The 22,317-nt window shown below is 62.1% G+C and carries 21 protein-coding genes and 2 tRNA genes; 13 read left to right on the forward strand and 10 right to left on the reverse strand.

The annotated features are described in order from the left end of the window. Positions 1-1,097: 1,097 nt before the first annotated feature. Positions 1,098-1,661 (reverse strand): TetR/AcrR family transcriptional regulator, encoded by a 564-nt coding sequence (locus tag E6X30_RS06765; RefSeq protein ID WP_016663217.1) that lies wholly within the window; start codon positions 1,659-1,661, stop codon positions 1,098-1,100. Positions 1,662-1,734: 73 nt separating this feature from the next. Between E6X30_RS06765 and E6X30_RS06770 the strand changes: the two genes are divergently transcribed. The 3 genes from E6X30_RS06770 (at position 1,735) to E6X30_RS06780 (ending at position 3,718) form a co-directional block, all read left to right on the forward strand. Continuing rightward, a complete protein-coding gene (locus tag E6X30_RS06770) occupies positions 1,735-2,304 on the forward strand; it encodes a dihydrofolate reductase family protein (protein ID WP_016663216.1) in 570 nt (189 codons plus the stop codon). Then, entirely contained in the window at positions 2,301-3,287 is a 987-nt protein-coding gene (locus tag E6X30_RS06775; protein WP_016663215.1) for an IS481 family transposase, read from the forward strand. Before E6X30_RS06770 ends, E6X30_RS06775 begins: the two co-directional genes overlap by 4 nt. 77 nt (positions 3,288-3,364) lie before the next feature. Next, positions 3,365-3,718 carry a hypothetical protein gene (locus E6X30_RS06780; protein ID WP_040386358.1) on the forward strand — a complete coding sequence of 118 codons (354 nt, stop codon included), beginning with the start codon at positions 3,365-3,367 and terminating at the stop codon, positions 3,716-3,718. A gap of 19 nt (positions 3,719-3,737) precedes the next feature. Here E6X30_RS06780 and E6X30_RS06785 read toward each other — a convergent pair whose 3' ends face one another. Together E6X30_RS06785 and E6X30_RS06790 are read right to left on the reverse strand one after the other, a co-directional pair. Then, complete coding sequence (locus E6X30_RS06785; RefSeq protein WP_316335936.1) at positions 3,738-4,517, reverse strand: phage antirepressor N-terminal domain-containing protein; 780 nt, start codon at positions 4,515-4,517, stop codon at positions 3,738-3,740. Between the two features lie 68 nt (positions 4,518-4,585). Beyond that, the gene (locus E6X30_RS06790; RefSeq protein ID WP_016663212.1) at positions 4,586-4,840 is read right to left on the reverse strand and encodes a helix-turn-helix transcriptional regulator; all 255 of its coding nucleotides are present in this window, start codon (positions 4,838-4,840) and stop codon (positions 4,586-4,588) included. 184 nt (positions 4,841-5,024) lie between these two features. Between E6X30_RS06790 and E6X30_RS06795 the strand changes: the two genes are divergently transcribed. The 3 genes from E6X30_RS06795 to E6X30_RS06805 are packed head-to-tail and all read left to right on the forward strand — an operon-like array spanning position 5,025 to position 6,624. Further along, the gene (locus tag E6X30_RS06795; RefSeq protein ID WP_316335937.1) at positions 5,025-5,513 is read left to right on the forward strand and encodes a helix-turn-helix transcriptional regulator; all 489 of its coding nucleotides are present in this window, start codon (positions 5,025-5,027) and stop codon (positions 5,511-5,513) included. A gap of 9 nt (positions 5,514-5,522) precedes the next feature. Further along, positions 5,523-6,176, forward strand: coding sequence for a hypothetical protein (locus tag E6X30_RS06800; protein ID WP_316335938.1), 654 nt, complete (start codon positions 5,523-5,525; stop codon positions 6,174-6,176). A 46-nt stretch (positions 6,177-6,222) separates the two neighbouring features. After that, positions 6,223-6,624: an ImmA/IrrE family metallo-endopeptidase gene (locus E6X30_RS06805; protein WP_316335939.1), complete on the forward strand. Its 402-nt coding sequence runs from the start codon at positions 6,223-6,225 to the stop codon at positions 6,622-6,624. 118 nt (positions 6,625-6,742) lie between these two features. On the opposite strand, the gene E6X30_RS06810 is transcribed toward E6X30_RS06805, so the two are convergent. Together E6X30_RS06810 and E6X30_RS06815 are read right to left on the reverse strand one after the other, a co-directional pair. Continuing rightward, positions 6,743-6,818, reverse strand: a tRNA-Thr gene (locus E6X30_RS06810). A 139-nt stretch (positions 6,819-6,957) separates the two neighbouring features. Further along, on the reverse strand, positions 6,958-8,679 hold the full coding sequence (locus tag E6X30_RS06815; protein ID WP_316335940.1) for an alpha/beta hydrolase: 1,722 nt from the start codon (positions 8,677-8,679) through the stop codon (positions 6,958-6,960). 127 nt (positions 8,680-8,806) lie between these two features. Here E6X30_RS06815 and E6X30_RS06820 point away from each other — a divergent pair. From E6X30_RS06820 to E6X30_RS06830, 3 genes are all read left to right on the forward strand, one after another. After that, a tRNA-Glu gene (locus E6X30_RS06820) sits at positions 8,807-8,879 on the forward strand. Positions 8,880-9,085: 206 nt separating this feature from the next. Then, on the forward strand, positions 9,086-10,573 hold the full coding sequence (locus tag E6X30_RS06825) for a catalase (protein WP_316335941.1): 1,488 nt from the start codon (positions 9,086-9,088) through the stop codon (positions 10,571-10,573). 94 nt (positions 10,574-10,667) lie between these two features. Beyond that, entirely contained in the window at positions 10,668-11,021 is a 354-nt protein-coding gene (locus E6X30_RS06830; RefSeq protein ID WP_070435906.1) for a metallopeptidase family protein, read from the forward strand. Here E6X30_RS06830 and E6X30_RS06835 read toward each other — a convergent pair. Both E6X30_RS06835 and E6X30_RS06840 read right to left on the reverse strand, forming a co-directional pair. Next, positions 11,018-11,410, reverse strand: a complete 393-nt coding sequence (locus E6X30_RS06835; RefSeq protein ID WP_016663143.1) for a universal stress protein — start codon at positions 11,408-11,410, stop codon at positions 11,018-11,020. The genes E6X30_RS06830 and E6X30_RS06835 overlap by 4 nt on opposite strands. A 12-nt stretch (positions 11,411-11,422) precedes the next feature. Continuing rightward, positions 11,423-12,091 (reverse strand): 1-acyl-sn-glycerol-3-phosphate acyltransferase, encoded by a 669-nt coding sequence (locus tag E6X30_RS06840; RefSeq protein ID WP_101687100.1) that lies wholly within the window; start codon positions 12,089-12,091, stop codon positions 11,423-11,425. Between the two features lie 186 nt (positions 12,092-12,277). Here E6X30_RS06840 and E6X30_RS06845 point away from each other — a divergent pair, with 186 nt between their 5' ends. The 4 genes from E6X30_RS06845 to nrdE all read left to right on the forward strand — a co-directional run bounded on the left by E6X30_RS06845 (position 12,278) and on the right by nrdE (position 16,901). Beyond that, the gene (locus E6X30_RS06845; RefSeq protein ID WP_316335942.1) at positions 12,278-13,675 is read left to right on the forward strand and encodes a Gfo/Idh/MocA family oxidoreductase; all 1,398 of its coding nucleotides are present in this window, start codon (positions 12,278-12,280) and stop codon (positions 13,673-13,675) included. A 393-nt stretch (positions 13,676-14,068) separates the two neighbouring features. Further along, positions 14,069-14,326 carry a glutaredoxin-like protein NrdH gene (nrdH, locus tag E6X30_RS06850; RefSeq protein WP_259853930.1) on the forward strand — a complete coding sequence of 86 codons (258 nt, stop codon included), beginning with the start codon at positions 14,069-14,071 and terminating at the stop codon, positions 14,324-14,326. 26 nt (positions 14,327-14,352) lie between these two features. After that, positions 14,353-14,760 carry a class Ib ribonucleoside-diphosphate reductase assembly flavoprotein NrdI gene (nrdI, locus tag E6X30_RS06855; protein WP_016663139.1) on the forward strand — a complete coding sequence of 136 codons (408 nt, stop codon included), beginning with the start codon at positions 14,353-14,355 and terminating at the stop codon, positions 14,758-14,760. Between the two features lie 5 nt (positions 14,761-14,765). After that, on the forward strand, positions 14,766-16,901 hold the full coding sequence (gene nrdE, locus E6X30_RS06860) for a class 1b ribonucleoside-diphosphate reductase subunit alpha (RefSeq protein ID WP_034370423.1): 2,136 nt from the start codon (positions 14,766-14,768) through the stop codon (positions 16,899-16,901). Between the two features lie 411 nt (positions 16,902-17,312). Here nrdE and E6X30_RS06865 read toward each other — a convergent pair whose 3' ends face one another. From E6X30_RS06865 to E6X30_RS06875, 3 genes are read right to left on the reverse strand one after another with little or no spacing between them, the layout of a single operon-like run. Beyond that, on the reverse strand, positions 17,313-20,489 hold the full coding sequence (locus E6X30_RS06865; protein ID WP_316335943.1) for a glycoside hydrolase family 2 TIM barrel-domain containing protein: 3,177 nt from the start codon (positions 20,487-20,489) through the stop codon (positions 17,313-17,315). A 32-nt stretch (positions 20,490-20,521) separates the two neighbouring features. Next, entirely contained in the window at positions 20,522-21,391 is an 870-nt protein-coding gene (locus tag E6X30_RS06870) for a carbohydrate ABC transporter permease (RefSeq protein ID WP_101687104.1), read from the reverse strand. 1 nt (position 21,392) lies between these two features. Then, on the reverse strand, positions 21,393-22,283 hold the full coding sequence (locus tag E6X30_RS06875) for a carbohydrate ABC transporter permease (RefSeq protein WP_257876771.1): 891 nt from the start codon (positions 22,281-22,283) through the stop codon (positions 21,393-21,395). Between the last annotated feature and the right edge of the window lie 34 nt (positions 22,284-22,317).

Here is a 22,317-nt window from a genome sequence, read left to right on the forward strand (position 1 = left end):
GACAGTGGTGTGAGCTGGTAGTGGGGTCCTTTCCCGGACCCCACTACTCCTTCCCTTCCCTTCGTTCCATCTTTCTCACCTTCCCTTCCCCTTTCTCACCCTCCGTTCCTCCTTTCTTACCCTCCGCTCCGCCTTCCCTGTCACGGAAGTGGTGAAAAATGGCCGCTGCGCGCCGGAATCCCCGGTCTGGTGGCGATTTTTCACCACTTTCGAAGCAACGGACTGCTGGGGTGTGCTGGCCGCACACTGTGATGATGAATGACCGCTCAATCCCAGCAGTCCTGGCGTTACGTCGGTGACAATCGTGGCTCCTGAGCGGCTAAACTAATGCAGTGCATCGTTTGAACTAGTCGCGTTGGAGGATAAAGAGGGAGGGGGCTCCGCGGCCCAAGACTGATTGCGGGCATCCCTGCCCCGCCCTCCATGAAGCACCATGAAAACAGCCAGCTGGTACATCATCACGGCCGCCGCTATCACCATCTTGGCCGCAGTCTTCCACGCACCCGCCTATTTGACAATGACCGCCGCAGCCCTAACCGCTGGGGCGACAGTAGTTGCACTCGTTGCAGAAATGAGAAAGCGCGCATGAAGATCTAGCCTTCACGCAGCGAAGTTGCGGAACGGATCGGCGTCAAAGTCCCCACTTTGGCCCGCTATAGCCTCCCAGAACCTGATGCGCTTATCGGTTCGACTGGTCGCGGGACAAAAGGCTGGATCCCCGAAACAATCGACCGATGGAACGCGGAGCGACCCGGCTCAGGTAACTGGATGCGAGGCGGGTCGAAGGCATGAAAAAGGGTCCCACCCGGCTCGAAAAGTGAAGGGCGCGGACCAGTCGAAAGGGGCTAGGCGACCTGCGCGAGGACTCGCCTCACGGCTAGTTCGGCGGTGGTGTCGATGTCGGCGGTGGTTTTCGCGTCTAGCTGGATCTACCAGTTCGGATATTAGACGACGTGGGTGCGTAGTTGTCGTTTGGAGAATTGCAGTCCTTCGCGGGAGGCGGCATCCCTAACGAAGGCCATAGCGGCGCTGACCGGTATTTGAGGCTCCTTAGGTGTACGGACCGGAGACGTTGATCGAGTGGACGTTCACGGCTGCTAGGTGAAGAGTGCTGCCACAGTCTGACGGACTTCGTCGACCGGGGACTGGTGCGGGTCCACGGGGATGGTGAGGGCATCCAACACCACGCCCATCACCAGGTGGTGCGTGACCAGCACCGCAGGGCGGCCCCCCGGGAGGCCTTGGCCGTCGTGGAAGTCCACGTCGTCTGTGAATCCCTGGCGAAGGAACGGCTCCAGGGCTTGGCGAACTTCCGGTTGGCGTGCCGCTTCCAGTCGCAGCTCGATCAGCGCGAGTGCGAGCGTGCTGTCGGCCAGGAGCCGTTCGGTTGCGTAGGCGGCGTACTCCACCGTTGCTCGCTCTGGGGGGAGGTGGGCCAGCTGCGTGACCCGATCGGGTTCAGGCGACAAGCGGTCGAAGATCCTGTGGGCCATGGCCAGGAGGAGCCCTGCTCTGGAGGGGCAGTAGTTCGCTGTGGTGCCTGTGGGCACATCGGCGGCTCGGTCGACTGCCCGATGCGTCAGCCCGCGCGAGCCGTTCGCGCCCAGGACTTCCAGGGCGGCATCGGTGATCTGCGCTCGTCGTTCGGGATTGGCCACCACAGATCAACCCTATGGCATCAGCACAGCTGTTGTGGTTCACTTAACTACAACAGCCGTTGTGATTGGAGAAGGAATGCGCAAGCTCGTCTACTACGTCGCCGCGAGCCTGGACGGATTCATTGCCGGCCAAGACGGCGACACCTCCAGGTTCCCGATCGAGCCTGAAACGCTGAACGAACTCTTCGCCCGCTACCCAGAGACATGCCCCTGTCACCTGCGAGAGGTCTTGGGCGTGAAGGGGGAACCGCGACGATTCGACACTGTCCTGATGGGCGCCCGGACCCATGAACCTGCACTCGACGCGGGCCTGACCAGCGCCTACCCGCATCTCCGACAGATCGTCGTCACTCATCGCGAGCTGCCCGTGGATCCCACCGTCGAAAGGTGGGAGGGCAACGTTGTCGAACGTGTCGCCAACCTCAAGAGGGAACCGGGCAAGGACATCTGGCTCTGCGGGGGCGGCTCGCTGGCCGGCCAGCTCTTGGATCAGATCGACGAGCTGCAGCTCAAGATCAATCCCGTGACATTAGGAGACGGAGTTCCGCTGTTCACAGGTAGCGCCTCCCGTGGTTGGACTCCGACAAGCATCGAGACGCTTCCCGGCGGGATCGTGCTGGCGAGCTACTCCCGAGCAAAGCGATGAGTCACGCAAACGCGGCATTGACGCCCCGCCATCGTTTGATGGTGGGGCGTCTCGTTGTTGATGAGGGTTGGCCGATCAGTGAGGTCGCTGCCCGCTTCCAGGTGTCTTGGCCGACCGTGAAGCGCTGGGCTGATCGCTACCGCGCCGGTCAGTCGATGCAGGACCGCTCCTCGCGCCCGCACCATTCACCCAGTAGGACCAGTCCGCAGGTCACCCGGCGCTGCATCCAGATGCGCCTCCGTCTCCGAGAAGGACCAGTGCAGTTGGCCTGCCGCCTGGGCATTGCGCCGTCGACCGTCCATCGGATCCTGACCGATGCTCGCTTGAACCGGCTGTCCCATGTCGACCGGGCCACCGGCGAACCCGTCCGTCGCTACGAGCATGACCATCCTGGCGCGATGCTGCACGTCGATGTGAAGAAGCTCGGCAACATCCCCGACGGCGGAGGCTGGCGCTACGTCGGGCGGCGCCAAGGCGAGAAGAACCGCGCCGCGACCCCCGGCAAGCCCAGGAACAAGCACTACGACCCGTTGATGGGCAAGGCGTTCGTCCATACCGTCATCGATGATCACTCCCGCGTCGCCTACGCCGAGATCCACGACGACGAAACCGCCATCACCGCCACCGCGGTCCTGGTCCGGGCTGTCGAGTGGTTCAACGCCCGCGGAGTCACCGTCGAAAGGGTCCTGTCCGACAACGGCGGCGCCTACCGCTCGCACCTGTGGCGGCACACTTGCGCCGAGCTCGGAATCAAGCACAAGCGCACTCGGCCCTATCGTCCGCAGACCAACGGGAAGATCGAACGCTTCCACCGCACCTTGGCTGATGGTTGGGCCTATGCCCGCTGCTACACCTCGGAGGCCGAGCGTCGCGGTGAGCTGGACGGTTGGCTGCACTACTACAACCAACACCGGCCCCACACGGCCTGCGGGAACCAGCCGCCTTTCTCACGATTGATCAACGTGTCCGGTCAGTACACTTAGGGGGAGTGCTTTGGGAGGCCACAGGCTTTAATGAACAGAGATGTTTATCGAAGGCCACGGGAATGGAAGGGAAGCCAATGTTGGAAGCAGAGCTCAGAATCAGAGACTTCAAGATTCACGTTGAGGGTGAAGGTCCCGTGAGATCGGTGGCGTCACTTTTTGAGGGCTTCGACGAGGCGTTCGGCGTAAGTGGCCGGGTCAAGACTCGAGTTCTCTATCGTCGCGGCGACCGTCAACGGGTTGCATACACCCTTTTCGCTACACCCCAGGACCTGTCGCTGACTGTCACTGGTGAGGGTGCCGACGCCATCGAGGGCTTCCAGAACGTGACGGAGGGCTTCATTGAGCGTTTCCGTGTGACCGGGCTGGCCTTGGTGCCGGATTTCGAGGACATTAGTTTGGGGATTGAAGTTGATCGAGATCATGACTGAGATCCCTGTTCGGGGGGGGTTAGGCGACGACTGTCAGGTGGGGTGTGGGGTTGAGGATTTCCCATACGGCGTCCATGAGGGGCCGGTCTGCTTCGGTGTAGGCGTTGACGTGTTTCACTTGCCCGTTGGTGAGGTTCATGGGGCGTTTTTCGGGTTCGATGCCGTGTTTTTCGATGTAGGCGGCTTTGAGACGTTTGCCGAAGGTGGGGGAAATTGACCGCAGGTTTTTGGTGGAGAGTCCTTTTTCTTTGAGGTAGTCCTTTGTGTAGAGGGGTGCACGGTTGGGGTCGAGGGCGGCGTGTTCGCCGAGTCCGCGGGCGAGGATGATGCGGGCTTTGGCTTCGAGGTGGTCGGGGTGGATGAGGCCTTTGGCGGCTTGGCAGAGTTCCATTTGTGCTTGGGTTTGGAACATGAGGGCGCGCATTTGGTGTTCGGTGGCGTTGGGGTTGATTGCGCCGCCGTTGTGGAAGTAGTTGTCGAGAACATCGGCGGCTTCACGCTGGAATGCTTCAACGAGGTGGCGGGCGCGGTCTGATTTGAGGCGGGTGGTGTCGATGGTGGCGAGCCACATGGTGAACGTGCGACGGTCGATGGTGACCATTTCGTAGGTTTTCCCGTCGGAACCAGTTGTGGTCATCATGACCACGACTGCCCAGGGGGTGCGGTCGAGGCGCTTGCGTTGTGAGCTGAAGTCGAGGCCCATTGCTTCGCAGGCCGGGCGAAGAGCAACACGGACCGTGTCACCATCCTTCGCGGCGCTGATCGTGGTGCCGTGGAACGGGATAGCTTGAAGCTGCATGATGAAACCTTTCAAGAAGAGGTGCCGTAGAAAGCCACGGACTTACAGGGATCAAAAAGAGGGGATGCCTAGGCGGCGTAGAGGACCGGGTCGAGGTCGAAAAGGTCGCTCGTTTTCACGTTCAGCGCTTTAGCGATCTTGGCGGCTGTTTCGGGGTTTGTGGTTGTACGTGCACCGGAGGCCAGATTTCCGACGGTGGACTTCGATACCCCGGCTGCTCTGGCGAGGTCTGCGTAGGACCAGCGCTGGTAGGTGAGCGCCATTTTTAGTGCCCGCGCGGAGCATGTGGCGGTGAAGTTGCGTCGAGTGTCGTTGTAGTTCACTGCTACCTCCTTCCAATGTTTCGATGTTGCTGTAACGCTACACGATTGGACGCCCTCGTGCAACACTCTGAAACAAAAAAGTGCCGATATGCTGCGTGACCAGGAATTACACCAGTGAGATTTTTGGACGCGCCGTACACAGGTAGGATTGCGAAGCGACGCACCTACCCCGAAAGTGGTCTCCATGAGTGGACTTTCAGAACTGCTGAACGCGCTGAATAGTGAGCATCAGTGGTCTACGCGCGACATTGAAAGAGAGGCTGAGAGGCACGGGCACAAAATCAGCTATGCCACGGCGTCGCGCTACCTCAACGGCACACACCCATCAAAGCCGAGTGCCGCGATTCTTGACGCATTCGCGAAGGTGTTTGGGGTTGACGCGAATCTTCTTAGGGAAGCAGCTGGGCAAGTAGTAACCGGTGAGCCGTTTGAGCTAGGCCCCGAAGCCGCCGCACTCACCGGCCCCCAACGTGACGCCATCCGCCACCTCGTCCGCGTCTTCCTCGACACCAACCAACACCACCACACCACCACCGAAACACCCCGGCCCCAACAAGCCGACTACGCCCTCGCCGCGCACGAAGCACCGAACCAAGGCGCGAAGATGCGCGACCGGCTCGACACACACCAAGAATCACCAGAGCCGTTCTACGACGGCGACGAACCCGCATAGGAGAGCGGCATGGACACATCAAAACTCAAAAACGCGAGTAAGCAACAAAAGATGATCGGCTGTGGCGGTTGCCTGGCCGTGGTGCTTGTCCTCTTTGTGATCTTCTGGATTATCGGGACCGTGGCCGGTCCGAGCGAGCCAGAAAAAGAGGCAACGGCGACCGCTACGACCCAGGCCCCAGCAGTCGAGAAGGCGAAGCCCACCAAGGAGGCTAAGCCCACGGAGAAGCCGAAGCCGTCCGAAAAGCCGAAGCCTACGGAGACGCCTAAGCCCACCAAGGAGGCGAAACCGACTGAGGCACCCAAGCCCGAGAAGCCAGCCGAAAAGAAGAAGGCAGACAAGCCTAATCCGTCCGAGTGGGCTAAGCGTGTCGAAAAAGATGCACTCATGGGCGCGAGCGATTGGAGTGAGGTCTGCGGCGGGGACTACTCGCGTGGCGTCTGCTGGATCGGTGGTGTTGACGCGACCACCGAGGGGCAACTCAAGGTGACTCTCCAGCTAAACGGCTCTGATGCTGAAAGCGAAGCCCTGGCAGAAGCCGCAATCAACTACATTTTTGCGAGCGCCGGACCTTCGCACGAAGAACTAGATTGGGTTATCGCCCAGGACGCTAGCGGCACTGTGATCATGCAGAAGTCGCGTAGCGACATGAAGGCCCTTTAGCCCCTCGCGAACTTTAAATGTCTCACCCTCCCGTCATTGTGGGAGGGTGAGTTTTTATAACCCTTGGGACCATCTGCATGCCGCGTTTCCTGCTGTGCGCGTGGAGTTCGCGCGCCTTGACGGTCGGTGTGGGGAGACGAACGGGCGCGACCTTATCCGGCTCGATAAGCGCCTGCTTCAGGTGGAGCGGCGCTGCACTCTCGCGCATGAGCTCGTGCACCTCGAAGCCGGGGAGGGGCGGGCCTGTACGCCCTCCCGCGAGCGCGAAGTGAATCAGATAGCGGCGGCGCGCCTCGTGCCGTTTGAGGCGCTCGTGAAGGCCGCCAGGTGGGCGCGCGACCCGTTAGAGCTTGCGGAAGAACTGTGGGTCACGCCGTCGATGCTTGAAGCGCGCTGCGAGACGCTGACGGCGTCGGAACTGTTCGCGGTGGCGGGGGCTGGAAAATGAATAGGTCAATGTCTGGTCTGTTCAAAGAAGGGTTACAAGAAGGGTTACAACCCGCCACTTCGATTTGGGTAAAGAGAACCCCCACCGGGTGTTTGTCCTGGTGGGGGCCGCTTTTTTGTGGAGCCTCCTGCCGGAATCGAACCGGCGACCTATTCATTACGAGTGAATCGCTCTACCGACTGAGCTAAGGAGGCGTGTGCTTCGCTCACGCGTCGCGCACGAACCACAACTTTACGGGAGAAACGGCCCGGGTGCCAAACTGTGTCGGTGATGGACCGGTCACATCTCGTGCGGGGTGACGTGCATGCCGCCCCGCTGACCCGGGCTCAGTTTCTACTCACATTTCGCGCCGTCGTCCGGGACCTTGTCCTCGAGAAGGTACGCGTCGACCATCTCCTCGATGCAGCCACCCGAGCGACTGTAGGCGGTGTGGCCGAAGCCCTCCCAGGTGAGGAGAACCGAGTTGTCGAGCTGTTTGTTGAGGGATTCGGCCCACGCGTACGGGGTTGCGGGGTCGTGGGTTGTGCCGATCACGACGATGGTGCTCGACCCCTTCGCATGGATTTCCTTGGGGTAGCGCACGGGCTTCGCGGGCCAGTTCGCGCAGCCGTCCTCTTCGGTGCCGAGCGACGGACCAAACGTCGGGTATTTCTTTGCGAGGCGTTCGCTTTCGGCCTTGAGCCACTTTTCGTCGGTCACCCCGATGTGGTCGAGGCAGTTCACGGCGACGTTGGCGAACGTGCTGTTCGACTTGAACGTGCCGTCTTCTTCGCGCTCGTTGGCGAGGTCGGCGAGCATGAGGAGGACGTCGGCGGAGTTGTTGTTCTTGGCGCTTTCGATCCCGAGGGCGACGTACTCCCAGGTCTCGTTGCTGTAGAGGGCGGTAAGGATCGCCGTTGAGGCGAGGGTCTCGTTGAGCTTGCGGCCGCTCGCCGTGGGAATGGGGTTCTTCCCGGCGTTCGTCATGAAGTCGCGAAGCTGCTGAATGCCTTCGTCGACACTGCCCGTGAGGGGGCAGGTGCCGCGTTCGTTTTGGCACCAGGTCACGAAGTCTTTAATCGCCTGCTCGAAACCGGCGGCCTGACCGGCGACAATCTCGTTTGTCGTGAGCGCTGGGTCCATCGCGCCGTCGAGGATGAGGTGTCCGGTGCGTTCCGGGTACATTTCGGCGTAGGTGGCGCCGAGGTACGTGCCGTACGAGAAGCCGAGGTAGTCGAGCTTTTCGGATTCAACAGCCGAGCGGATCACGTCCATGTCGCGCGCAGCGGAGTACGTGTCGACGTACTGAATGCGGTCGCTGGACTTCGCTTTGCAGGCTTTCGCGAGCTTGTCGGCCCATTCCTTAGCTTTCTTCTTACCTTCCTCGGTGTCGGGAATGTCTGTCGATAGCATTTCGTCGGTCTCGGCATCGTCGAGGCACTGGACACCGTCGGAATCCTTCACCCCTCGCGGGTCGAAGCCGATCAGATCGTACTGTTTGCGCACGGTGGAGCTGATCGTCATGGAACCGTAGGCGGCGACGTGTTCCGCCCCCGAGCCGCCGGGGCCGCCGGGGTTGAGAAGAAGTGAGCCCTTCTTGTCGTCGCCCGTTGCGGGAACGCGTGTGAGCAGGAGCGAGAGGGTGGCACCTTCGGGGTCGTTCCACTTGAGGGGGACCTCGATCGTGGCGCATTCAGCGCCTTGATACTCCGCGCGTTCGCATTTTCCCCAGTCGGCGCGCTGGTCGTAGAACTTCTTCCAGCGCTCGTCCTTTGCGGGGTCGGCGCCGAGGTCGTAGGCGGCGGATTCGACGACGGGAGCGATCGATTTAAGGGGCGCCATGCCTTCCGTGCCGTAGGCCTTGGAGGTCGAGTTCTCGAGCTCCTTGATGGCTTTTTCGGCGTCCTTCTCGAAGTTGCCGCTGCCGGTGGCTGCCGAGTTACTTGGCGTGGCCTTGTGCCCCGCTTGGATGAGTGCTCCGCATCCACTGAGCGAGAGTGCGGCAAGCGTGAGGGCGCTGAGGGCGGCGGCGGCACGTGCGCGCACGCCGAAGCGGGAGGGGTGAGTGGGTGTCACGAAGAAACCTCGCGGATCGTTGGGAAGGCAAATTAGCTGCCATTATTCAATCACGCGGTGCCGTGTATCACCGTCAGGCTCTCCCAGTTGGCGTTCCGGCATCGACATGGGTAGAGTATTTCCGCCCGCCCCGTTCGTCTAGCGGCCTAGGACACCTGCCTTTCACGCCGGCAACACGGGTTCGAATCCCGTACGGGGTACAGCATGAAACCGCCCACCAAAATTGGTGGGCGGTTTCGTTTTAACGGCACGTGCGCGGGGTCCGACGCCTGCCCGCCTTCATCGCGCGGACTTTGTGAGTGTGCTCAAGGAGCGCCAGCTAGGGTGGAGGTACGCGGTCCCTCCTCGATGACGCCGAGGCGATTGATCGCCCCTACTCCTACCCCACGAGATAAGGACAGGACGAATGAGCACTTTTGATCCGAACCTTCCGAGCACGAACGAAGCCGGTGCCGTGCGTGAATCCGATGCCCATTCACTGAGCGTTGGCGCGAATGGCCCCCTCCTTCTTCACGACGTGAACCTTGTGGAGAAGCTCGCGCGTTTCGATCGCGAGCGCATTCCGGAGCGCAGCCCCCACGCGAAGGGCTCGGGCGCTTTCGGCGAACTCCGCGTGACCGAGGATGTTTCCCAGTACACGAAGGCGAAGCTTCTCCAGAAGGGCCAGAAGACCCCGATGCTCGCGCGTTTTTCGACCGTTGCCGGTGAGCTCGGTTCGCCCGATACGTGGCGCGACGTTCGCGGTTTTGCCCTTAAGTTCTATACGGAGGAGGGCAACTACGACATCGTCGGCAACAACACGCCAATCTTCTTCCTCCGCGACCCCATGAAGTTCCCCGACTTCATTCACTCGCAGAAGCGCCTTCCCGATTCGGGTCTGCGCGATGCCACCATGCAGTGGGACTTCTGGACCCTTTCGCCTGAGAGCGCCCACCAGGTCGCCTACCTCATGGGCCCGCGCGGTCTTCCGAAGACCTGGCGTCATATGAACGGCTACAGCTCGCACACCTACATGTGGGTGAATGAGGCTGGCGAGAAGTCGTGGGTCAAGTACCACTTCCACACCCAGCAGGGCGTCGAGTACCTCTCGAACGAGGACGCGACTCGCATTGCGGGCGAGGATGCCGATGCGCACCGCAAGGACCTCTTCGACGCGATCAAGAACGGCGATTTCCCGAAGTGGGATGTCTCGGTGCAGATCATGCCGTACGAGGACGCGAAGACCTACCGCTTCAACCCGTTCGACCTCACGAAGACTTGGTCGAAGAAGGACTACCCGCTTATCAAGGTCGGTGAGTTCGAGCTCAACCAGAATCCGGTGAACCACTTCGCGCAGATCGAGCAGGCGGCCTTCAGCCCGTCGAACCTCGTTCCGGGCATCGGTTTCTCGCCCGACAAGATGCTTCTCGGCCGCGTGTTCTCCTACCCGGATGCACAGCGCAACCGCCTCGGCACGAACTACAACCAGCTGCCCGTGAACCGCCCGGTGAACGACGTCAACACCTACTCGAAGGAAGGGGCGATGGAGTTCTTCCACTCGGGCGATGCTCCCGTGTATGCCCCGAACTCGTTCGGTCGCGCTTACCAGGATGAGCAGGGCCCGGTCGACAACGGCTGGGAGTCCGACGGCGAGATGGTGCGCGCCGCGTACACCCTCCACGCCGAGGACGACGACTTCGGCCAGGCCGGCACCCTCGTGCGCGAGGTGTTTAGCGACGAGGAGCGCGAGGAGTTCGTGAACACCGTCGCGGGCGCCCTCGACGGCGTGATCGAACCCGTGCTCTCGCGCGCATTCGAATACTGGAAGAACGTTGATCAGGAGATCGGCGAGCGCATCGAGAAGGCCGTTAAGGCCAACGCGGGCGACGCCGAGGTTCCCGGTAGCGTCCAGTAACGCACGACTCAGAAGTTCGGCCCCGTTCCTGCCGCGTTCGGTGGGGGCGGGGCCGACGTTTGCCCGCACCACGCCGCTTTGGGATTCTTGAAGCATGGATGTCATGAGCCGTGAAGAATTCGAGGCCGCGGTTGACGACGCCCTCGATTCGCTGCCGCTCGATGTCGTCACCCAGATTTCCGATTCGAACACGGTGATCCTCGTAGAGGAGGAACCCGAGGGTGATGAGGAGCTGCTCGGAGTGTTTGACGGGGTGCCGCTCACGGAGCGCGGTCATTTCGACGGTCTCATGGAGCCGGGCCGCATCATCGTGTTTCGCGGCCCGCTCACGCGCATGGCTGCGAGCCGCGAGGAGCTCGAGGAGCAAATCCGCGTGACCGTGCTCCACGAGGTCGGTCACCTCTTCGGGGTCGAGGAGGAGCGCCTGCACGCGCTCGGCTGGGGCTAGACGATCAGGACGTCGGCGGGGGAGTCCGCGATCACCGTTTGAATGGTGTTGCCGAGGTAGCGAGGGTCGTCCGTTCCCCCAAAGCGGGCCCCGAGCACGAGGGTGTCCGCGCCAGTTTTCTCAATCTCGGTGATGATTGCGTGGGCGACCTCGTCGCCGTCGTCGATGTGCCTGGTGCGAGAGTCGACATCGCGCACGCCAGCGCGGCGCGCCGTCCGTACCGCAAACGCGAGCTGCTCCGCGCTCGCATGTCGAGGATCCGACTCGACAGAGTCGCGCACGACGTTCACGAGATGCAGCGAGGTGCCGAACTGCACGGCGCGCTCAATTGCGGCGTCGAGTGCTGCCTCGCCCTTGGGGGTGGGGATGTAGGCCACGAGGATGCTCACCGTTGATCTCCTTCAGTGTTCCGTCTTCGGCTGTGGGGTGTCGCGTTCTTGCCCGCTGAGTTTTTGAATCTCATCCATCACTCTGTCCGTGATCGCGCGGCGCCTGCGGTTTTCAGGCAGGGAACGATCGATGTCGCTGAGGTCGATGGGGGTGCCGATGCGCACCTCGAGTTTCGCGCGACGCGGGCGGGGGAAGGTTTTTCCGGGAACGAAAAGCTTCTCGGTTCCCACGAGCCCCACGGGGATGATGGGCGCTCCCGTGTGTTCTTCGAGCCACGCGACACCCGTGCGGCCACGCCCGAGCTTGCCCGTTTTTGAGCGTGTGCCCTCGGGGTAAATCGCGAAGACCTCTCCTTCATCGAGTACCTCGCGGGCTTTTTCGAGCGAACCTTGCGCCGACTTAAGCGTTCCGCGCTCGACGGGAATCGAGCCCACTGTCTCGAAAAAGCGCTGTTTGATGCGGGCCGTGAGCCCGCTCTTGTGCCAAAAATCGGCTTTGATGATGTAGCGCACCTTGCGGTTGAACACGACCGGCACGAGGAATGAATCCACATTTGCGAGGTGGTTCGCGGCAATGATCACGGGGCCGGTCTCGGGCACATTCTCGAGTCCCGTGACCTTCGGCCGCCACCACGCCTTAATCATTGGGGCGACGAACGTGTGGGCGGTTTCGTAAAACACCGGCCTGCTCCTTCGGCTTGCTCTCTCGCACATGCGCCTCGCGCATGTTTCTCAGCGTAATCGCTCGGAGGTGCAGTTCCTAATGCGGGCCCGCGTGTTTAATGGATGGGGGTCCGACGGTTGCCCGGCAGGCGTCGGAACCCTTTTCGCAAGGTGCACCCCGCCACGACCGGAAGGATTTCGCTCATGCCCTCGAAGATTAACGTTGCCGTTGTGGGGCTCGGGACGAGCGCGCAAGCGGTGCACCTGCCTATGCTTCAGCGCCGCCACGATCGCTTTCAGCTCACCGCGGTCGTGGATATCTCGCCGCGCCGACTGCGCGAGGCCGCCGAAAAGTGGGGCATTGAGGAGGAGCGCCGCTACGGCAGTGTGAAAGACCTGATGGCGGCTGCGCGCAGCAAGGACGTTGAGCTGGATGCGGTTGTGTTCAGCGCCGACGGCGTGAAGGGGGAGGATATCCTCCAGATCATCAAGCGCGGCATCCCCGTTCTCGTCGAGCCGCCCGTCGCGTATGGCACCGAGGAACTTCAGGCGATCGCCGAGTTTGAGCGGATGGCCGGGCGTCCCCTCGTGATGCTCGCCTACGGCGCTGTGTACGACTCCTCTGTGAAGTTGCTCGTGGAGGAAAATCAGGCGCGCGACCTGCGCACCCTCGAGTTTGAGACGCTCATGCCGGCGAGCTCCGTGATGCACGGTAAGCACCACGTGACGTCCGCCGCCTACGATTTGCCGTCGGAGCAGCGCATTGAGCGCCGCGAAAACCTCAAGGACGCCGTCGAGAAGGGGGCGGGGCCCGGTGCGAATCAGCGCGACCGCGACATTTACGTGAAGGGGTTGCTCACGGGCGTTCTCGCACAGCTCGCCCTGATGCGCGCAACCTACGGTCCGTTGACCGAGCTGCACGGGGTGCGCCACTGGCCCGAGCAGGTGATTCCCGGCTCGATCGAGGTGCTCGGCGCGCTCGAGAAGGGCGTGCACGTTCGCCTCGTGTGGCACTACCTGCCGTTTGCGCCCGAGTTTCACGATGCGATTCGTGTCGTGACGAACCGCAGGCAGGGCCGGGTCGAGATCCCCGCCGCGGCAGATCTCGATACGCGCGGCTCGTTCACGTTCACCCAGAAATCCGACGGCGCGATTGTGAAGAGCGAGCGGCTCTCCGAGCATTCGCCCGCCTACGGCCTTCACGAGGCGTTCTACGCCTTCGTCGCGAAGGGAAAGGCGCCCGCCTACGGTCTTTCCGAGGCGCTCGAGGATCTCGAGATTTCACGAACGATCCTCGCCGAGCTCGCGCTCGTTGACGGCCGCGACATCAACGAGGCTCCCGAGGTCGAAGGCGAGGCTGACGACAACGAAGGCCGCGGTCACGGGGCTGAGGCGCGCGAGGGAAGCACCGTCGTCGCCGAGAACCCGCTCACGGAGACACCTATCGCGACCGCGCCGGAACCTGTCGAGGACGAGTTCGGGTCCGTGAGCTCGAAAGGTGCCGAGCAGGGCGAGGTTGAGATTTCCGAGCAAAGCGCGCCCGTGCAAGCGGAGCCCAGCGAGGCGGAGGGTGCAGGCGGGAACGAGCCCAGCGGGGCGTAGCCCACACGCCGCGGCGCGACACGCCGAAGGGCGGGAATCACACAAGAATTTTTTGGGGACGTCGATGCGGATCGGCGTCCCCAATTCGTCGTGGAAAACCCCGGAAATTCACCAACGAACACAGGTTGTCCACAACTCCATCCACCGTCGAGCGCGCCTGCGACGTGCATGGTTCGTGGATAACACCATCGCTGTTCACCGCGCGTTCACATGAGGCCACAGCGTGTCCACACACCATCCACATCACATTCGTGTAATTCAGTACATCTTGTGGTGTTCCCATCGATCTGCCACTAGGTGTAGTGTTGAGGACGTTGGTTCGCGCAGCCCCACAGTTGGGCTTCACGTCCCCCGTGAACACGAAGAACACCCCGCATTTTCGAAAGGCCTCTCATGGAGATCACCGTCTACACCAAGCCCATGTGCGTCCAGTGCGACGCCACCAAGCGCGCCCTCAACAAGGCTGGCCTCGAGTACACGCTCGTGGACATCACCGAGGATGCCGCGGCCCTCTCGCACGTCAAGTCGCTGGGCTTCATGCAGGCGCCCGTCGTGACCACCGTGAACGATGCCTGGTCGGGCTTCCGCCCCGACAAAATCAAGGCGCTCACCGCGCGGGCGAGCGAAATTCGCCAGGCCGCAGGCTTCTAAGCATTTAAGCGTCGTGACCTTTTGTCATGAGTAAGCTCGTCTACTTTTCGTCTGTTTCGGAAAACACCAAGCGATTCATCGAGAAGCTTGAGCTGCCCGAAGGAAGCGTCGCGCGCATCCCGCTGCGACGCACCGAAGAGCCGCTCGTCGTTGACGAAGACTTCGTGCTCATGGTGCCCACCTACGGTGGCGGCAATACCGGGGGAGCGGTCCCCAAGCAGGTTATTCACTTCCTCAACGACAAGCGCAACCGCGCACACATCAAAGGCGTGATCTCGGGAGGGAACACGAACTTTGGCGAGGCATACTGCATTGCCGGCGACATCATCGCTCGCAAATGCAACGTGCCGCACCTCTACAAGTTTGAGCTCCTTGGGACATCAAGGGACGTCACCACAGTCAAAGAAGGGTTGGAACGGTTTTGGCAGAGCTAACCGAGATGCCGGGCTACGAGCACAACAAGGCGATGGACTACCACGCGCTCAACGCCATGTTGAACCTGTACGACGCGGACGGCAAGATCCAGTTCGACAAGGACCGCGAGGCGGCCCGCGAATACTTCCTCCAGCACGTCAACCAGAACACGGTCTTCTTCCACTCGCTCAAGGAAAAGCTCGACTACCTCGTCGAGAAGGAGTACTACGAGAAGCACGTTCTCGACCAGTACACGTTCGAGTTCATCAAGTCGCTGTACAAGCGCGCGTACGCGAAGAAGTTCCGCTTCCCCACCTTCCTTGGCGCATTTAAGTACTACACGTCGTACACGCTCAAGACGTTCGACGGCAAGCGCTACCTCGAGCGATTCGAGGATCGCGTGTGCATGGTCGCTCTGACCCTCGCCGCCGGCGATCAGGCGCTCGCCGAGCGCATCGTCGACGAGGTTCTCGACGGGCGTTTCCAGCCCGCGACCCCGACCTTCCTCAACGCCGGCAAGGCGCAGCGCGGCGAGCTCGTGTCGTGCTTCCTTCTGCGCATCGAAGACAACATGGAGTCGATCGGTCGTTCGATCAACTCCGCCCTTCAGCTTTCCAAGCGTGGCGGCGGCGTGGCCCTCCTGCTGTCGAACCTTCGTGAGCACGGCGCTCCCATCAAGCAGATCGAGAACCAGTCCTCGGGCGTCATTCCCGTCATGAAGCTCCTCGAGGATTCCTTCAGCTACGCCAACCAGCTCGGTGCACGCCAGGGCGCCGGTGCCGTGTACCTCCACGCACACCACCCCGACATCCTCCGCTTCCTCGACACGAAGCGCGAGAACGCCGACGAGAAGATCCGCATCAAGACCCTCTCCCTCGGCGTGGTGATCCCCGACATCACCTTCGAGCTCGCGAAGAACAACGAGCCGATGTACCTGTTCTCGCCGTACGACGTCGAGCGGGTCTATGGCAAGCCGTTCGCGGACATCAACGTGACGGAAAAGTATCGCGAAATGGTGGACGACCACCGCATCGCGAAGAAGAAGATCCGCGCACGCGACTTCTTCCAGGTGCTCGCCGAGATCCAGTTCGAGTCGGGCTACCCGTACATCATGTTCGAGGACACGGTGAACCGCGCCAACCCCATCGGCGGCGGCAAGGTCACTCACTCGAACCTGTGCTCGGAGATCCTCCAAATCTCGACTCCGTCGACCATGAACGCGGACCTCTCCTACGAGACGCTCGGCCGCGACATCTCGTGCAACCTCGGCTCGCTTAACATCGCGAAGGCCGTGGACTCGCCCGATTTCGCAAAGACGATCGAGACGGCGATCCGCGCCCTTACGGCAGTGTCGGATTCCTCCGACATCTCCTCGGTGCCCACCATCGCGAACGGCAACAAGGCCTCCCACGCGATCGGCCTCGGCCAGATGAACCTCCACGGGTTCCTCGCGCGCGAGTCGATCCACTACGGAAGCGAGGAAGGCCTCGACTTCACGAACATGTACTTCTACTCGGTCGCGTACCACTGCATTAAGGCGTCGACCAAGATCGCTCAGGAGCGCGGCGAAACGTTCATGGGCTTCGAGGATTCGAAGTACGCGAGCGGCGAGTACTTCGAGAAGTACATCAACGAGGTGTGGGAGCCAAAGACTCAGCGCGTCCGCGAGATCTTCGAGAACTCGAGCATCCACCTGCCCACGCAGGACGACTGGAAGGCCCTCGCTGCCGAGGTTAAGGAACACGGCATGTACAACGCGTACCTGCAGGCCGTTCCGCCCACCGGTTCGATTTCCTACATCAACCACTCGACGAGCTCGATCCACCCGATCGTCTCCAAGATCGAGATCCGCAAGGAAGGCAAGATCGGCCGCGTCTACTACCCGGCGCCGTACATGACGAACGACAACCTGGAGTACTACCAGGATGCGTACGAGATCGGCTACGAGAAGATCATCGACACGTACGCCGAGGCGACCCAGCACGTCGACCAGGGCCTCTCGCTCACGCTGTTCTTCCCGGACACGGCGACGACCCGCGACGTCAACAAGGCTCAGATCTACGCGTGGCGTAAGGGCATCAAGACCCTCTACTACATCCGCCTGCGTCAGATGGCGCTCCAGGGTACGGAAGTTGAGGGCTGCGTGAGCTGCATGCTCTAGCAGGGCAATCCCGGAAGGCGCCCCGCTCACCGTCATGGTGGGCGGGGCGCCTTGCTATCCACGGGCGCGACGGGAGCTGGGCCGCCGTCGGACCCATGCCGTAAAACCCAGCCCCGCCCATACCTGCCGGTCTCGCTGGCCCTGGCCCTTGCCTGCCCTGCCTCTGGACAGGTTTTCTGAAGGTGGTGAAAAACGGCGTTAGCGGGCTGGTTTTTGACGTGTGGGGGCGATTTTTCACCACTTTGGTGAGGTGCAGGAGGTGCAGGCATGGGGAGAGGGTGTAGGCAAACGAGCGAGCAGGCCGAAAGCGGCGTGCAACGTCGTTTGTCTACACCCTCCGGTAGTGGGTGCCAGGCCAGACGGCGGGTGCCGGTCAGATGGCAGGCGGTAGGTCAGGTGCCAGACGTCTGACTACACCTCGAACGCGAGCGACCAGGAACCCGAGCGCGGGCGCAGCTGGTACTCGGGCCTCACGTCGGGGCCGCACGAGCGCGACCCCAGGCCGTGCTGCGCCACATCGAAAATGAGATGCGTGCGCTCCGGTGTGCCCAGCTCATGCGGGTGGCGAGCCTTCGTGATCTGCTCGATCGAGTGCTCACGCACCTGGAAGCCAGGCCGTTCGCGGTGGGGTCCGACGGCATCCGCGCGCACGGTGAGCCCAAAGCCCGACAGCTGAAGCTCGCGCAACCCGGGGCGGTAGCCCGACTCCTGCGGAACCGCGTACTCGACATTCAGATCCGAGACGGGCATCGAGAAGCGGCCAATGCGCGCGGCGCGGCACGAATCGACGTAGTTCTCGAGCGGACCCGAGCCGAACCACGAGGCCTCGCCGGCACCGAGCGGCGCCGTGAACTCGAGCCCGAGGCGCCCCCACACGTACTCCCAGTTCGCCGAAGGTGCGGCGTCGGCATACAACCGAAGAACGCGCGAGGCACCACCCTTCGCCCCACCGGCAGCGTCCTCGAGGCGCCACGTGATATCGAGATCGACGTAAGCGCGGCCGGCAGGCGTGCTGTAGCGGTGCACGGCGCGGACCTCATGCTCGTCGAGCCACACGCCAATGACGCGGCGCTCGAGCTTATCGATGCCGATCTCACGCCACAGCGCCGCGGTGGGCGGGGCCTGGGTTCCCGAGCCGGTCGTCTCGGCCGGGTCGGCGAGGATGTACGAGCCGAAGTCGCCAAGTGAGTCGTTCTCGGTGGGGGCGCGGAACAGGCGAAGCTGAGGACCGGCGAGATCGAGGTCGCCCAGCTTCACGAGGTCGCCGGTGCGCGGATCGAAGTGGGCCTCGCCGAGGGCGAAGGAACCGTCGGAATCTGGAACCTGACCCACCCGCTCACTGCCGCCGGCCGTCGAGGGGAGCGGCGAAGGGAAGGAAGGCGCTACAGTCTGGCTCGAATCCGTCACGGGAACCTGCGTGAATGCTACTTCGTGGCCGGCGTCGGCCCAAGCGGTGCTCTCGCGCAAAACCGCGCGGATCGTACGGAACTTCTCGCCCGAAAGTTCACCCTCGTGGCCCTCGGCGAAGGGTGGCAGAGTCAACTCCCCGGCGTAGCTGTTCCAGCCGCTTGCGGAAACTTCCTCGACGGGGCATTCGCGGCGCAGCACCTCGTGGCCGTCGACCTCATCGACGACCTCAAACACGAAGTCGTGGAGATCGCCGGCGTGGCGGAGGTCCTGGATATATGCCGCGGTGATGATGACATCGTCGAAATCGCCATCGAGGGCCCGCTCGGTATCTCCCTCCATAGCGAGGTCGAACTCAAGCTTGATCGGGCTCACGATCGCGCCGAACTCCACGAGCCCCGGAGTTGCCTCACCCGAGGAGAGCACGAGGCCATCGCACACAAACGACGAGTCGTGAACCTGCTCGCCGAAGTCGCCGCCGTAGCCGAATAACTCGGTGCCGTCTTCGGTGCGGGTCGCGATGCCGTGATCGCGCCACTCCCACACGAAGCCGCCGTGCCACTGCGGGTAGGTCTCGAAAACTTCTTCGTATTCAGTGATGCCGCCCGGGCCGTTGCCCATTGCGTGCACGTATTCGCACAGGATCATGGGGCGCTTCGCGAGCTCGGCGTTGCGTCCAGGCATTGTGCCGCCAAACTTGCCGTGCCCGAGAGCCATTTCGCGCATTGTCTCGATCGGCGGATACATGCGCGACACGAGATCGGTGTACTGACCGTCGTAATCCTGCTCGTAATGCACGGGGCGCTCCGGATCGCGGCGGCGAAGCCAGTTCGCCATCTGCGCCATGTTCGCGCCCGTGTGGCCCTCGTTGCCGAGCGACCACGAGACGATCGACGGGTGGTTCTTGTCGCGCTCGAAGAAACGCTCGACGCGGTCAAGAAGCGCGTCCCGCCAGCGCGGATCGTTCGCGGGAACATCGCGCCAGTTTTCGCCAAGGAAGCCGTGCGCTTCGTAATCGCACTCGTCCATGACCCAAAAGCCCAGCTCATCGGCAAGGTCGAAGAGTTCGGGATGCGGCGGGTAGTGGGAGGTGCGGATCGCATTCACGTTGTGGCGTTTCATGAGCAGAAGTCCCTCGCGAGCCTTCTCGCGGTCCCACACGCGGCCAAGCTTCGGATCGTACTCGTGGCGATTCACGCCGCGAATGCGCAGCTTCTTACCGTTGACGCGCCACTCGTGGCCCACGATCTCGACGCGCCTAAAGCCCGTGCGGATCGTCAGAGTCTCGGCCTCGTTCGATACGGTCGCGGTGTACAGGCGCGGGCAGTCCGCGCTCCACGGTTCCACTTCGGGGATCGGGATGGGGCCGACGGCTGCTGGGCTCTCGAACGTCTCCGAAATTCCAAGCTCGTCGATTGCGACCGTGACGGGGAACGCTGCCTCCTCCGCGCGAATCTCCGGAATGAGCGTGCCGGGCCCGGGAGCGGAAGGGCCGTTCGTCGGGTCGAAATCGGCGCGCAGCCAGGCATCCTCGATGCCGGCGGCCGGGCGGAACAGGAGCTCAACGTCGCGGTAGATGCCGGGCAACCACCACTGGTCCTGGTCCTCGAGGTATGTGTTCGAGGACCACTGGTGCACGCGCACGTGCAGAACGTTCTCGCCCTCGACGACGAGGTCCGTGACGTCGAGCTCCTGCGTGAGGCGCGAGCCGCGCACGACGCCCGCCTGCTCGCCGTTGAGGCTGATGATCGCGAGGGACTCGATGCCGAGGGTGCGCAGATACACGCGCGCGCCGTTCTCGAGCTCCGCGATCTTCTCAGCACTCAGCGTGAAGCGAGTGCGGTAGTCGCCAGTCGGGTTGTCGTCGGGAACGTTCGGGGCATCCACGGGGAAGGGGAACTGGACGTTCTGGTACGCGGGGGCGCCGTATTTTCCGAAGTCGCCGTACTCGCCGCCACCGGTAAGAACCCAGTGCGAAGGAACGGTGATGTCGTCCCAGCCCGAGTCGTCAAAGTCCACTGTCGGAGCCGAATCGCCCGCGCCCTCGGCGCTGCGGGAATACGCGAACTTCCACGTGCCCGCGAGGCTTACCGTTTCAGCATTCGTAGAAAGGTGGCTGCGGGGCGAGATCCGCGCACCTGAGCCGGGGGAGTAGGAGGTGATTTCGTGAAGTGTACTCATGAGGTCTTCCTTGTCCGGTTGAGTGGGTGGTCTTAGCCTTTGGTTGAACCCATCGTGAGTCCCGAAACGAACTGACGCTGCAGAACGAAGAACAGGATCAGGATGGGTAGAGCTGCGAGGATCGAGCCCGCCGAGAGAAGGTTGTAGTCGGTGAAGAACGAACCTTTGAGGTTATTCAGGGAGCTCGTCACGGGGAACTTGTCGCCCTTTTGCAACAGCACTGTAGCCCAGAAGAATTCGTTGTAGATCCAGGCCGTTTGCAGCGTCGCGAGGGCGGCGAGCGGGGTGCGGCACAGCGGAATCGTGAGGGTCCAGAACTGCGACCACACCGAGGCGCCGTCCACGTCGGCCGCTTCGTAGATTTCCGCCGGGATGGCCTTCATGTAGTTCGCGAGCACGAACGTGCAAAAGCCCGTTTGGAACGCCGTGTTGACGATGATGACGCCAAGGTGCGTGTCGAGGAGCGAACCGGAGGCCGAGAGAAACTCGGGGATCGGGGTCCACATGAACATGCGGTAGACCGGCACGAGAAGCGACTGCGGCGGGAGCAGGTTCGCGGCCACGAAGAAGGCGAGCATCGCGAGGTTGAACTTGAACGAGAAGCGCGCGAGAACGAACGCCATGCACGAGCTCAACGCAAGGGTGAACACGACCGCGAAGAAGGTAATGATGAGGGAGTTGAGGAACGACTGGGTGAAGCCGCCCTGCTCCCACGCATTCACGAAGTTGTCGAGCGTGAAGCCGCCGAAGCTGAAGTAGCCGTGCTGGCTCGTGTAGCTGTAGTCGCGGAACGAGTTGAAAAGCGCCCACAGGAGGGGGAACAGCCACGCGAGGGCGACGATCAAAAGGAAGACGTTGAGAAACGCCCTTGAAACGGTAAGGTTCTTTTTCTTCGGGGTCATGTCAGTTCTCTCCCTTGAGCATGATGCGCAGCTGAATCACGATGAAGATTGAGCTCATGATGAGCATGATCGTGGCGAGCGCACTACCGAAGCCGATGCGGCTTGCCTCGCCCACGACGTTCGAGGTCACGAGGGTCGAGATGAGCTCGAGGCCGTTGCGGCCCTTGTTGATGATCCACACGATGTCGAACGCGCGAAGTCCCTCGATGAACGTGATCACGAGCAGCAGGATGTTCACGGGGCGCAGCACGGGGAAAATGATCTGGAAGAACGTGCGGGTGGGGCTTGCACCGTCAAGTGCGGCCGCCTCCTTGAGAGCGGGGTCAACGCCCTTGAGGCCAGCTAAGTAGAGCAGCATGATGTAGCCAACGTGGCGCCACCCGTTCGCGATGATCGCGGCATAAAGGTTGATGTTCGGATCGCCGTACCAGTCGATCTGCGTGCCAAGAATGGCGTTGATGAAGCCCTGATCGCGGCTGTACATGAGCTGCCAGATGAAGCCAATGAGCGCGGCCGAGAGCACGACTGGAAGATAGAGAGAAGTCTGGTAGAACTTCGTGAGCTTCAGTTCTTTATCGAGGAGGACCGCGAGGAACATCCCGAGCGGGGTGAAGACGAAGAACAGCACGAGAAGCCACACGACGTTGTGCCACAGCGCCGGCCAGAACGGCGGGTAGATCGTGAACATGTCGATGTAGTTCTGGATGCCAACGAAATGAATGTCGCCGAGGCCGCCGATGCCGTCCCAGTTGCTGAAGGACAGGATCACGGTGCATAGGGCGGGAATCCACACGAAAACGCCGACGATCACGAGCGGGATGATGCTCATCGCGATCACGGTGAATTTGTCCCAGCCGTGCAGCTTGGCTAGCGGTCCGATCTTTTTGGACACGACTCGCTCCTTGGATTGGGGTCGAAAATAGGGG

This window comes from Dermabacter sp. (assembly GCF_032550575.1).
Lineage (GTDB): Bacteria > Actinomycetota > Actinomycetes > Actinomycetales > Dermabacteraceae > Dermabacter > Dermabacter hominis.